At 68.1% G+C, this 12,614-nt stretch carries 12 protein-coding genes and 1 pseudogene; 8 read left to right on the top strand and 5 right to left on the bottom strand.

All coding sequences use genetic code 11. From position 1 onward, the window contains the following. The 3 genes from IE318_RS22405 to IE318_RS22395 all read right to left on the bottom strand — a co-directional run. Positions 1-424 (bottom strand): lamin tail domain-containing protein (locus tag IE318_RS22405; protein ID WP_189903053.1); only part of this gene is annotated, 424 nt, incomplete at its 3' end. 462 nt (positions 425-886) lie between these two features. Continuing rightward, positions 887-1,339 (bottom strand): hypothetical protein, encoded by a 453-nt coding sequence (locus IE318_RS22400; protein ID WP_189903051.1) that lies wholly within the window; start codon positions 1,337-1,339, stop codon positions 887-889. Positions 1,340-1,394: 55 nt separating this feature from the next. Further along, complete coding sequence (locus tag IE318_RS22395) at positions 1,395-2,582, bottom strand: IS110 family RNA-guided transposase (RefSeq protein WP_229903683.1); 1,188 nt, start codon at positions 2,580-2,582, stop codon at positions 1,395-1,397. Positions 2,583-3,160: 578 nt separating this feature from the next. Between IE318_RS22395 and IE318_RS22390 the strand changes: the two genes are divergently transcribed. From IE318_RS22390 to IE318_RS45110, 8 genes are all read left to right on the top strand, one after another. After that, positions 3,161-3,511, top strand: coding sequence for a DUF6233 domain-containing protein (locus IE318_RS22390; protein WP_189903049.1), 351 nt, complete (start codon positions 3,161-3,163; stop codon positions 3,509-3,511). Between the two features lie 253 nt (positions 3,512-3,764). Continuing rightward, positions 3,765-3,962 carry a hypothetical protein gene (locus IE318_RS22385; protein ID WP_189903047.1) on the top strand — a complete coding sequence of 66 codons (198 nt, stop codon included), beginning with the start codon at positions 3,765-3,767 and terminating at the stop codon, positions 3,960-3,962. A 103-nt stretch (positions 3,963-4,065) separates the two neighbouring features. Then, positions 4,066-4,290 (top strand): transposase, encoded by a 225-nt coding sequence (locus IE318_RS22380; RefSeq protein ID WP_189903045.1) that lies wholly within the window; start codon positions 4,066-4,068, stop codon positions 4,288-4,290. Beyond that, on the top strand, positions 4,287-4,478 hold the full coding sequence (locus tag IE318_RS22375) for a hypothetical protein (protein ID WP_189903043.1): 192 nt from the start codon (positions 4,287-4,289) through the stop codon (positions 4,476-4,478). Before IE318_RS22380 ends, IE318_RS22375 begins: the two co-directional genes overlap by 4 nt. Before the next feature lie 146 nt (positions 4,479-4,624). Further along, positions 4,625-6,892: an APC family permease gene (locus IE318_RS22370; protein ID WP_189903041.1), complete on the top strand. Its 2,268-nt coding sequence runs from the start codon at positions 4,625-4,627 to the stop codon at positions 6,890-6,892. A gap of 234 nt (positions 6,893-7,126) precedes the next feature. Next, positions 7,127-8,395, top strand: coding sequence for a magnesium transporter MgtE N-terminal domain-containing protein (locus tag IE318_RS22365; protein ID WP_229903682.1), 1,269 nt, complete (start codon positions 7,127-7,129; stop codon positions 8,393-8,395). 55 nt (positions 8,396-8,450) lie between these two features. Continuing rightward, a complete protein-coding gene (locus tag IE318_RS22360) occupies positions 8,451-9,758 on the top strand; it encodes an NRAMP family divalent metal transporter (protein ID WP_189903037.1) in 1,308 nt (435 codons plus the stop codon). A 309-nt stretch (positions 9,759-10,067) separates the two neighbouring features. Then, positions 10,068-10,220 carry a hypothetical protein gene (locus tag IE318_RS45110; RefSeq protein WP_229903681.1) on the top strand — a complete coding sequence of 51 codons (153 nt, stop codon included), beginning with the start codon at positions 10,068-10,070 and terminating at the stop codon, positions 10,218-10,220. A 212-nt stretch (positions 10,221-10,432) separates the two neighbouring features. Here the strand turns inward: IE318_RS45110 and IE318_RS22355 are convergent. Together IE318_RS22355 and IE318_RS22350 are read right to left on the bottom strand one after the other, a co-directional pair. Next, a pseudogene (locus tag IE318_RS22355) lies at positions 10,433-10,735 on the bottom strand (Hsp20/alpha crystallin family protein); the annotation flags it as partial. 315 nt (positions 10,736-11,050) lie between these two features. Next, positions 11,051-12,469: a sugar porter family MFS transporter gene (locus tag IE318_RS22350; protein ID WP_229903680.1), complete on the bottom strand. Its 1,419-nt coding sequence runs from the start codon at positions 12,467-12,469 to the stop codon at positions 11,051-11,053. Positions 12,470-12,614: the final 145 nt, after the last annotated feature.

The following is a 12,614-nucleotide window of genomic DNA, read 5'->3' as shown; positions in this document are numbered from 1 at the left end:
TGCGCAGGGTGGCGGTGTCGGAGGTGTTGTTCCAGACGTAGTTGCGGCGGTCCTGGTAGAGGTCGTGGCGGGAGTCGTGGCCGATGCCGGTGTGGACGCGGACGGTGGAACGGCCGTCCAGGCGGTAGTGGTGGAAGGTGTAGGTGTGGCCGTCCCGGTCCGAGAGGGTCCAGCCGTCGAGGTTCACCGAGCGGCGGGTGTTGTTGGTGATCTCCACCCACTCGGCGTTCAGTGAGCGGATCGAGCGGTTGTCACGGCCCGGGGAGTCGTACTGCACCCGGCTGATCTCCACACTCGGACGGTTCGCGCGGTGGTCGGCCGCGGACGCCGGCACAGCGATCGCCGCGGTGATAGCCGCGGCACTCAGCGTGGCGGCGGTCAGACGGCGGGCAGTGGCAGAAACGGTCACAGGATCCCCCTGCATCGTGCGGGCACAACCCGTTGCGACGGCTTGGAGCCGCCCTCGGGGTGTGCGGTGTGCTGGTGCGGCCGGTCGGCCGCACACCCACACCCTGCCCACGACGTGCAGAGAATGCGGGTGAAACGTGAACAGTGTTACAGGCCGTCCATATTGCTGTGACTCTTACCTGTAACATCCATTTATGCGGTGTATGCGCGAAGTTGACGCCGCGCCAGACGCGAATGCCTTGCAGGCACAGGCCTGTGGCACGTGCCCGCCAGGACACGCCACCCCCAGCGGCGCCCGGGCCGTCACCCGAAAGTGAGTAACAACGCCCGCACAGCAGCAGACCCCAGGCATACGAAATCCCGGCTCCTTCCCCGGCTCGAAGGCGAATCAGCAAGCTCGGCGCCGGAGCGGCCAACTGAAGTACTCAATGGCTTCCCAATAGGGAAGTCAAGCTGTGTCGGGGGACGGATTCCGTGATCAGTCGAACCAAACCACGAGTCGCACGTGTTCTGGTCCATGCAGCTCGGCAAGCGTCCGCATCACGTCCCAGACCGGCGCCCAGTGGGTCCCAGGCCCGGCGACCGTGCTGCGGCTGCGCGTGCCGGACCGATCGGTCTCGTCCCAGTTGGCAGCTGCCAACTCGGCCCAGCTGATCCACGTTGTTCCGTGTGCGTCCTGTGGCCCGCCCCACGCGTTGAACGCAACCCGCAGCCCGTCCGAGGCGTCGTCCGGCAGGCCACGGTGTTCGGCCAGCGGCCGGAACCCGAAGGAGTTGCGAACGCCGAAGAGGCAGGCGAGTGCGTCATAGGCGTTGCCGGTGTTGAGCAGGAAGAGGTCGATGGCGGCGTGCCAAACCGCGTCCTCGTCGTCCTCACCCCAGATCCGGGCCAGTGGTCTGCACTCAATCATCCCGCTCACATCGGTGGACATGTCTGCAGTCTGCCGAGAACGGACAAGGCTCGTCGCTTCGATTTCGATGCAGAACCTAGCCGGTGGGCTTGGGTGGGGTGACTTCGTAGAGGCGCCGGTCCCGAATCAGGGCCCACAGCACGTTGATTCTGCGGCGGGCGAGGGCGATCACGGCCTGGGTATGGCGTTTGCCTTCAGCGCGCTTGCGGTCGTAAAAAGTCCGGGAGTTGGGGTCGTAGCGGACGCTCATCAGGGCGGACATGTAGAAGACTCGCTGGAGGCCCCGGTGATAGTGACGGGGCCGGTGCAGGTTGCCGTTCCGCTTCCCGGAATCATGCGGCGCCGGAGCCATGCCGGCGAATGCTGCGAGCGCGTCCGGGCTGGTGAAGTTCGCGAGGTCGCTGCCGATCGCGGCAAGGAACTCGGCGCCCAGCAGCGGGCCGATGCCGGGCATGCTGGCCAGGACCTCGGCCAGCTCGTGGGCCCGGAATCTGGCCTCGATGAGCTGGTCGATCTCGGCGACCTTTACGTTCAGGGCTTGGATCTCCTGGGCGAGCGTCCGAACGAGCTGGGCGATCACAGCCTCGCCAGGAACGGCGGTGTGCTGCCGCTCGGCTGCCTCCACGGCCTTCTTCGCCAGCCCCTCCGGAGTGCGGACGCCGCGAGTACGCAACCACCGGGTGAGCCGCGCGAGCCCGAGACGGCGTAGGGCTGCCGGGGTCTGGTAGCCGATCAGTAGGACGAGTGGTCCGTCACTGGTCAGGGCAAGCGCCCTTTCCAGAGCCGGAAACATGCCGGTCAGAGCAGAGCGCAGCCGGTTGATGGACCGGGTGCGGTCGCGGACGAGGTCGGCGCGGCGGTTCGTCAGGAGCCGGAGCTCGATGATGGCCTCGTCGCTAGGCCGCAGGGAGTTCAGGTCGCGGCGGATGCGTGCCTGGTCAGCGATGACCAGCGCGTCGCGGGCGTCGGTCTTTCCTTCGCCCCGGTAGCCGTCGCTGGCCCGGTTGACCACGCGGCCGGGAATGTAGAGGACTTCCTGATCATGGTTGACGAGCAGGGCGAGTAAGAGGGCGGGCTCACCCCCGGCCATATCCACGGCCCAGGTCACCTGGTCACCGAGGGCGAATACCGCGTCGAGGAGCTTGAGGAGCTCCGGCTCGTCGTTGACGACACGGCGGGAGAGCAGCGTTTCGCCGCTTTCATTGAGGACCAGGCAGTGGTGGTGGGTCTTGCCGCTGTCGATGCCGGCCCAGATCCGGTTCATGGCGCTCCAGACGTCGTGCGGGCGGTTGGTGCCACGGACGACCTCGCCGGCATGGCCTTACACAGCGATCTGCTCGCACTTCCCAATCTGGCGGCCGAGTCGTCTTGGGGCGTCGGGCGGCCAAGCCACTGCAGCCACGGTCGGCAGCCAACTAAGAGCCACACCCGGCGCCCCTGGGCGGCCCAACCATACGAAGGGCTCGACCATCCCGTCCCTGGAACGTAAGGCCAACTGAAGCCCTCAGCGGCAGCTGACCGTCACGTGTCGGGATGCCGCCACCGCCTCTATTATCGAACATGTGGACGATTCGCGTGATGCCGAGACGGCACCTTCCCCGGGCGCTGGAGTCGAGGTGTTCACATACGGGGCATACGACGTCGTGCGGATCAATCTGCGGGTCGCCGGCGAGCCCTACCGGGGTGTGGCGGTCGCCCACTACGACGCGCCGGATGGGCGTCGGGCGTACCGGCTGGCGTTGTGGCCGCGTCCGGACCTAGCACCGCATGGCTGGTACTGGTGGGACGAGGCGCGGATGACCCGGCGGGATTTCCGCAGACCAGACAGCTAGGCTCGAACGTGTGAACGAAGCCGAGCCATCCCGTCTTGAGCTGCTGCAGTTCGCGCGCCGGGTGGTCGTGCAGCAGGCGGCGGCCGCCCTGGAGCAGATCGACCGGTGGATCGCGGCGGAGCAGCGGCGGGAGGCCGAGCGCCGCCGCGGTGCCGAGATGCGGCCGCCGCCTCCGGAGTGGTTCATCGAGGTAGGTCTCAACAAGGGCAACGTGCTGGCGGTGCATACGGGCTACTGCTGGGACCCGGGGAAGCGGCGTCGGCCGGTGACGCGGGCGGAGGCGCTGGATGCGTTGACGCGTCTGCAGGTGGAGGCGTGCTCGAAGTGCAGGCCGGATACGGCGCTGGGCGTACTGGAGTAGCTGATCGTCTGGGCGGGACCCGCGTGTTTCGTGCATGACGTCCGGGCGGCCAGGGGCCGTGATCAGTGGGGGTGCGGGGGTTATGGGCAGACGCCTGATGTTCGGAGTGTGTGGCGCGCTGTTGGCCGTTGGGACCGCTGCGTGTGGTGGCGGTGGGGCTTCGGCGGGGGCGTCGGCAACTCATGAGGCGAAGGTCAAGGCTGCGGGGTCCAGTCGCGCGCAGAAGTGCACCAAGACGGTTCTGGCTGCGGTCGTGGACAAGCTGCGGGTCGACTCGGGCCAGGTCACGGACGATTCGGAGAGCTTCGACCGCAATCAGCGGGGCCGCGATTTCGCGGCCGCCTACCTCGGCACTCCGGAGTGGGACATCTTCATGCGTGCGGACAGTGACGGCGTCACCGCCATCAATGGCGGGGCGACGGTCACGCAGGGCATTGCTAAGAGCTCGTAACAGGATCTTGTAGAGGTGTCCTGGTCAGGCGTGACCGATGTGATGATCTGGCCGTTCGTGTCGTGTGACGACTCGGCCGTGGGTCGTGGATGACGACTTGTGGATGCGGATCGAACCGCTGCTGCCACCTTGGTCGGAGTGGTCGCCAGGGCCGAGGCCGGTGCCGGACCGGCTGTGCCTGCAGGGCATCTTGTACGTCCTGCACCAGGACATCTCCTGGCAACTTCTGCCCCTGGAGCTGGGGTTCGGCTCCGCACAGACCTGCTGGCGGCGCCTGGACCGCTGGCAACAGGCCGGGGTCTTCGAGCGGTTGCAGCGCCTGGCTTGACCCGACTGCGCCAGCACGCCGCTGCCCTCGCCCGCGAACCCCTGCCCGCCTTCTGTGACGAACTCCTCGCCGGACTCCTCACCGAACGCTGCCCCGACGACGTCGCCCTCCTCACCCTGCGTCTTCACCCACCCGGCCTCGCGGCGCTCCGGTCACCCGCAGCGACCACCCTGCGATTCATCGGCTGAGCACTGGACTCCATGACGCTGCCACGAAAGCCTTCAAGACGATCTCCACCAAGGACTTCACCGCTGCTCAGCCCCGGTACGCTGCATAGCGATCGACCAAACGGGCACAAGGTGGTTCCTGTCCGGGTATCGGGTACATGATCCGCATGGAAGTCGGGCGTGGTCGCTCTTCGGATACGGACAACGGCAGCGGGAATGACAGCGCGGACACCTCCGCTGGGGGCGCGCCGAGCCCGGATGCCCTGCTGCCGAAGCTCAGTGACCGAGACCTGAAGATCCTGCGCTACGTCGGACGCGAGTGGGGGCAGGTGCTGGAGGGCCCCCAAGCGTGGCGGTCCGCGCTGCCGGTGGATCCCAGCCTCGGCGGCTACCCGGACGCCGTGCGCCCGAAGCGTTTCGGTCGCTTCGTACCCCTCACCGGCCTGCCCGCCGTCGAGGCAGAAGAGGAAGCTGAGGCCCCACCGTCGCCGCTCGGACGCGTCGGCCACCGCGTCCGGAGGGTGCTGCTGGGTCCTCCGCTCGCGGGCACCGCGATCGCCGCCGAGCGGATGCGCAAACTGGTGGCCCTGCCGGTCCTGTCGGCGGACGCCCTCTCCTCGGTCGCCTACGGCCCCGAGGCAATGCTGGCAGTGCTGGTACTCGGCGGCGCCGCCGGACTGCGCTACTCCCTGCCGATCGCCGCGGTCATCGCCTTCATGATGCTCGCCGTCGGCGTCTCCTACCGCCAGACGATCCGCGCCTACCCGCACGGCGGCGGCTCGTACATCGTGGCCAGCGACAATCTCGGACGGGTGCCAGGTGTGATCGCCGCCGCCGGCCTGATGATCGACTACATCATGACCGTCGCCGTCTCGATCGCCTCGGGGGTCGAGGCGATCACCTCAGCCCTGCCCGCACTCGCCCCGAGCACGGTGGTGATCGGTGTGGCGGTGATCGTCGTCCTGCTGGTGGGGAACCTGCGCGGAGTACGCCAGGCGGGTGCCGCCTTCGCGGCACCCACGTACGCGTTCATCATCGCGGTCTTCACGCTTGTGGCCGTGGGGCTGGCCGACGCGGCCGGCCGCGGATTCCAGCCCATGCCGACGCCCCGGCTTCCGGTCACGGAAGGAGTCACCCTGCTGCTGGTTCTGCGGGCCTTCACCTCCGGATCCACGGCCATGACCGGTATCGAGGCGATCTCCAACGCCGTACCGGCATTCCGCCCGGCGGAGTGGCGCAATGCCCGTACGACGCTGACCTGGATGGTCACCGTGCTGATCATCCTGTTCGGCGGCACGGTCGCGCTGGTCCACCTCGACGGGGTGGTGCCGCACGGCAACGAGACCGTCCTCTCCCAACTCGCCCGCCGTACCTTCGGCCCCGGAGTCATGTACGGCTATGTACAGGCGGCGACGGCCGCCATCCTGCTGCTGGCCGCCAACACCGCCTTCAACGACTTTCCCCGCGTGCTGTTCCTGCTGGCACGCAGCGGCCACGCACCGCGCCTGTTCCTGCGCGTCGGCGACCGGCTCGCCTTCAGCAACGGAGTCCTGGCCCTGGCGCTGGCCGCGATCGCAATCTTCGTCGGGTTCGCCGGCAACACGCAGTCCCTGATCCCGCTGTACGCCGTCGGGGTGTTCCTGGCGTTCACCCTGTCGCAGGCCGGCATGGTGGTGCACTGGCTGCGCCACCGCGATCAGGCCCACTGGCGCAAGAGCCTGGTCTTCAACGCCACCGGCGGCCTGCTGTCCGCCATCGTCTTCGTCACCGCAGGCATCACCAAGTTCACCGAGGGCGCATGGGTCGCCGTCCTCGTGATCGGACTCCTCGTCCTGCTTGCCCTGCGCATCCGCCGCCACTACGACCTCTGCACCCAGGCCCTGGCCCTGCGCCCCCACGTCATCGAACTGCCCCGACAGTCGGCACCGGGTTCCGGACCGCAAGTGCGGCCGGCTGCCATGCACCCTATGGCAGCGGACACCGAGACGGAGGAACTAGAGGAAGTCGAGAGTGAGGAACGCCCGGAGGAGGTCAACCACCTGGTCATCGTGCCCATCGCCCGGCTCGACCTCGCCGGTATGCGCGCCCTGGCATACGCGGCCTCCCTCGGACAACCTCTCCTGGCCCTGCATCTCAGCCCGACCGGGACCGAAGCGGAACGCTTCCGCGGCTACTGGGCGACTTGGGGCGACCACCTCCCGCTCGAGGTCGTCGTCTCACCCCACCGCGCGATCGTCGCCCCGCTGGTCCACTACATCGAGACCCTGCACCACCAGCGACCCGATCTCACGCTGACCGTGATCCTCCCCGAGATCGTCGTGCGTCACTGGTGGCAACGCGTCCTCCACAACCAGACCGCCCCCCGACTGCGGCGGGCTCTGCGACCACTGCCGAAGATCGTCATCACGACCATCCCGTTCCACCTGCCCAGATAGGCGAGCCGCCAGAAGGACGGGAAACCGCCGTAATGGCAGCCTGACTACAGGAAGCACAGGCGGGCTATCCCCCAGCCCGCACGACTCCGCCCCGCGCGGACGAAGCCAACAGCCACAGGCGTGTTGGTGTCTGCCTGATCCGAAGCGTGCGTGAGGGTATTCAACATGCCCGGAATGGAACCGCAGTCGGCCAGGCCGAAGCGTCGCGAGGACGGGGCCCTTGGCAAAAGAGCTGTGCGGGAGGCCCTCGTCTCGTTGACGGCCTTGCTGCGCGTGGTGGTCGTCAACCCCGCCGGTCAGGAGATCGGCCATTTGCTGGATGTGATCTGCCGGTGGAGCGGCCAACGGTACCCGGCGGTGTCCGGGCTGGTGGTCAAGGTCGGCCACCGGGCCGCCTATGTGCCGGTCGCGGCGGTCGCGGACCTGTCCGCCGACGGCGTGCGGCTGAACTCGGCCCGGCTGGACCTGCGGGACTTTCAGGTGCGCGACGGCGAGGTACGCCTCGCCCACGATGTACTGGACCACCAGCTCGTGGACGTCGACGGGGTCCGCGTGATCCGCGCCTCGGACCTGTATCTGGCCCGCGTGGACGGAACCTGGCACCTGGTGGGCGCAGAGGTCGGGCTCAAGGTCCTGCTGCGCCGCATCGGACCGCGTCGCCTGCACCGGCGGCCTGCACCGGAGAAAGTGCTGGACTGGGCCGCTATCCAGGCGCTGGGCGGCCCGGAGCGCGAGGGCACCACAGCGAGGCAGGTGCGGCTGCGCGCCCCGAACTCCGCCCTGAAGACCTTGCGTCCGGCGGAGCTGGCCGACCTGCTGGAGGACCTGGGCCGCGGTCCGCGCAGCGAGCTGCTTCAGATGGTCGAGCCCGGCAAGGCCGCGGACGCGCTGGAGGAGATGCACGCCGCCGACCTCGAGGCGCTGCTGCGCGAGGCCCCCACCGCACAGGCCGCTCGGCTGTTGGAGGAGATGGAGCCCGACGAGGCCAGTGAGGCGCTGCGCGACGTGCCCGAACGGGAGCGGGCGCGGCTGCTGGGCGCGATGCACCCCCAGCAGGCTGACCGGCTGCGCAGGCTGTTGGGCTACGCCGAAGGCACGGCCGGTGCGCTGATGACGTCCCTGCTGGTCACCGCTACCGCTGACCGGTCAGTGGGGGATGTGGTGGCCGAGCTGCGCGGGCAGGCCGAGCACGCCGCCGACCTGGACGCCGTGTGCGTCCTCGACGGTGACGGCGCGCTGGTGGACGACGTGCCGGTGGTGCGGCTGCTGCTCGCCGAACCCGGCACCCGGCTGGCTGACCTCGTCCAAGAGCCGGCCCCGGTGACCGTCGCCCCGGACGCGCCGCTGAGCGAGGTGATCGCGCGGCTGACCGACACTCGCCGCCATTCCGTCGTGGTCGTCGACGACCAGCACCGTCCCGTCGGCCGGATCCTCGCCGACGACCTGGTCGACGCCCTCGTACCCGAACGCGGCCGCTTCCGCGTCTTCCGCCTCGTCCCCTGATGCGAAGCCGCGCGCCTCGTTGTTGCCCACGTATCCGAGAGGAAAGGCCACGGTCATGGAGCGGAACTCCACCACGGCACCCGCCGCCCCCGACGTACCCGCCACGGCTGCGCCGGACCGGCCCGCGCCGCGCTGGAGGCGCCGCCTGGTCACTGCCCTGGCCGTCGCCGGTCCCGGCCTGATCGCCGCCAACGCGGGCAATGACGCAGGCGGGATCGCCACCTATGCCTCGGCCGGAGCCCAGTACGGCTACCGCACCCTGTTCTTCATGCTCCTGGTCACCGTCGCGCTGGTGGTCGTGCAGGAGATGTGCGCCCGGCTCGGCGCCTACACCGGTGTCGGGCTCGGCGGCTTGATCCGCGAGCAGTTCTCCGTCCGTGTCTCCGCCTTCGCCCTGCTGTGCCTGATCATCGCCAACCTGGGCCTGGTGGTATCCGAGTTCGCCGGCATCGGCGCCGCCCTCGAACTTCTCGGCGCCTCCCGCTATATGGCGGTACCGCTCGCTGCGGCGGGAGTGTGGGCGCTGGTGGTCTTCGGCTCCTACCGGTACGCGGAGAAGATCTTCCTGGTGCTGTCGCTGGCGTTCTTCACCTACCCTGTCGCCGCCGTCCTGGCCCACCCGGACTGGGGTGAGGCCGGAGCCCAGCTGGCCTGGCCGCACTTCGTCGCCAGCAAGGACTTCCTGCTGCTCGGGGTCGCGCTGATCGGCACCACGATCACCCCATACATGCAGTTCTACGTCGCCGCTGCCGTCGCCGACCGCGGTATCGGCCCGGCCGAATACCCGCGGGAGAGGACCGACACCGTCGCCGGATCGATCTTCGCCAACGCCATCAGCATGTTCATCATCATCGCCACGGCCGCTGCGATCACCACTCGGGCACCGCTGGACTCCGCGGCGCAGGCCGCCTCGGCGCTGAAGCCCGTGGCGGGCCGCTTCGCCGCACAGCTCTTCGGCCTCGGGCTGCTCGGCGCCTCGGCACTGGCAGCCGCCGTGGTCCCCCTGTCCACCTCCTACGCCGTCGCGGAGGCAGTCGGTGTGGAAAGCTCCGTCTCCCGCCGTTTTCGCGAAGCCCCCCTGTTCCTCGGGCTGTTCACGGCTCAGGTCTGCATCGGCGCCGCCATCGCCTTGATCCCCGGCAACCTGATCCAGCTTCTGGTGCGGGCCCAGGTCGTCAACGGTCTGATCACCCCCATCTTGCTCACCTACGTCCTCACCCTGGCCAACCGCCACAGCGTCCTGGGCGCAGCCGCCAACGGCCCCCTCTTCCGCGTCGTGGCCTCCGTGTGCGTGTCCGTCATCGCCCTGCTGTCGGCCGTCGTTCTGCTCCAGACCCTGCTGGGCTGGCTCGGCATGGGCTGACCAAGGTGCGCCCTACCCGCACGGTCCACGCTCTGGCCGCATAGCTCGATCCTTCGAGTGGTTCTGCAGGAATCGGGAGATAGATCTCGCGCTGATCACCGACACTCGGGCGACAGCAAGCGGGAGGCAGTGACCAGTCCGGCGGCCTGTGGGTGCGCCGAACAGGTGCCGCCGGGACGTCAACTGGGGCAAAGGAAGACTGGCGGGCACACAAAGATCAAACACTTGGTGTGAGCTGCGACATTGCCATCGAACGGGACGAGCCGTCACCCTGAGGCGCATAACGGACGTCAAGGAAAGCAGCTCCTCATGGCCGATCATGTGCACGTGCGACTCAGTCAGGGGCTGAGCGTGTCCGAAGCCGGGGAACTGATCGAGCACTCCCATTGTCGCTGCGGAGCCACCTTCACCAAAGTGTTCACCGCCAACGACGGGGAGCCGGAACAGCCACCCAGCTCCTGACTCGTAACCCCGGCGGACGCGCCCCGCCAGTGCCCACCGTTCCCAGGCGGCTCCGCCGACGGGCACCAGGGCCGCTTGGAGCGGCGCCCTCGGCGGCACGTTCAGCGCGGACGGCAACTGGTTCCACTCACCAGCCCCTACGGCGCCCGGCCTGTTCCGTGGACGGCGACAGACCTCGGGTTGACCCGAGGCCTATCGGGCTGGCTCGTTGATCAGCTGCCCAGTTCCTTGCGGTCGCCGCCGCCGCTTATCGCGATCTTTCGAGGCTTGGCCTGCTCGGCCACCGGGATACGCAGCTTCGCCACACCCGATTCGTAGGAGGCTTCGATCCGCTCGGTGTCGAGAGTGTCAGCGAGGAACAAATGTCGGCTGTAGGCCCCCGCAGGCCGCTCGCTGATCACCGTGTCGGTGTTGTCGCTGTACGCCGGCTTGCGTTCGGCCTTCACGGTCAGGACGTATCGTTCGACATCCAAATCGATGGACTCCGGATCGACGCTGGGTAGGTCCAGCTCCACGCCGTGTGCCGACCTCCTTGCACCGGTCCAACCGGCGAGGCGGTCGGCGCTACCGGATGCTCACAGACTGTGATAGGAGATTGAGTCCGCGCCCATATCAACTTCTTCCAGTCCGACCTTGTCAACAAGTTGCTGTTGGGCTATACGGATAAGCCGTTCTTGAGCGTCAGGACCTCCCAGTGGCGGCCGTTGTCAAGGAAGTGGAAGTGCTTGCGCATACCGGAGCGCTGGGCGACCCCGATCGGCTCACGCATCAGCTCTCGCATGCGACCGCACCAGCCGGACGCGCGTCCCCGGATGGTCCTGCTCAGGCAGTCAGACGCGAGCGAAGTCGCGCGGGCGGAACCGCCCGCTCTTCAGGTGCCTCTCAATGTCTTCAAGGCTGTGTCCGGTGAGTTCGGGCATCCGCCACCACACGAACAGCCACGCCGCGACGTTGAACATCCCGTAGATCCAGAACACCTGGCCCACACCGAAAATACTGATCATCGTCAGCAGTGTGAGCGTGATCAGCAGGTTCGTGCCCCACAGAGTGGCCGACTGCACACTTGCGGCCGCCGCACGCACCGCCAGGGGGTAGATCTCGGAACCGGTCAGCCAGCCCATCAGCTGGAGCCCGCCAGCGTTGAAAAACATGAAGGTCAGCAGGCAGGCGACGATTGGTGGCACGTCGGCGCGGCCGGAGTGACCGGTGACGAAGAAGGCGCCGAGCGCGAACAGGCTGAGCGCCGTGCCGGGCACCATCACCAGAGTCAGCCGGCGGCGCCCGACCTTGTCGACGATGATCAGGCCGACCACCATCATGACGAGGTAGACCGTGCCCAGCGCCACGCTGACCCAAAGCGCGGTCGTCTTGGAGAAGCCGTTGTCGGTCAGGATGGTCGGAGCGTAGTAGATGATCATTTCGATGCCGGACAGCTGGGTGAACAGGGCAATGCCGCAGCCGACTACCAAGGCCGGCCGTACCCATGGCTGCCGCAGCCCGCTCCAACCGCGGTTGCCTCTGCTGGTCCGCTGCTGGCGTCCCTCCAGAGCGACGATCTCTTCGAGCTCGGCGGAGACGTCGTAGCCGTCGGGCCGCAACCTGTAGAGCACCTTCTGCGCCTCCTCCGCACGACTGAGGCCGAACTTGAGCACCAACCAACGCGGGCTCTCGGGCAGGCGCAACTGAAGGAGGAGCATCACCAGTGCCGGTGCGGCGGCTGCGCCGATCGCCTCCCGCCAGGAGATCGCCTCGCTCGCACCCACGAGCGTCGCGATGACGATGCCGACACCGATGGCGAGTTGGAAGCAGAGCACCAGACGTCCGCGGATAGACTTGGGGGCCAGCTCGGCAACGTACATGGGTACGGTCTGAGTGGCGCCGCCGACGGCGAAGCCGAGCAGTACCCGGGCCAGGGCCAGAGCGACCGCAGTGGGTGCGAGTGAGCTGGCCAGGCTGCCGAGGACGAACACCACGCAGATCATCAGGATCGTGCGGTGTCGACCGACACGTTCGGACAGCAGGCTGCAGGCGAGGGAGCCGACCACGGCACCCAGAAGGATCGCGGCCGCGATCACCTCCTTCATGGTGTTTCCGATGTGGAACTCCTTGGCGATCTGGAGCAGCCCGCCGGAGATGACGCCTGTGTCGTAGCCGTACAGCAGCCCGCTGATCGCGGATACCACTGCCGCCATCAGCATGCGCCCGTTCAGGGCACCGATCGGTGGCGCCTTGTCTTCAGCTCGGGTCATGGTTCCTCCAGGACGGTGAGTGGTCCTGGCCCGCGTGGCTCACTCGGTGGGCAGGACGGGTGGCACCGCACCCGTCCGTGGTGTCAGCGGCCGACTCGGTGTCATCGCCATGCTCTGCTCAACGGCGCCCGTCGGCCGCGCGACA

The sequence above is a fragment of the Streptomyces spiralis genome (assembly GCF_014654675.1).
Lineage (GTDB): Bacteria > Actinomycetota > Actinomycetes > Streptomycetales > Streptomycetaceae > Streptomyces > Streptomyces spiralis.
This window is presented reverse-complemented; position numbering and strand designations above follow the sequence as displayed.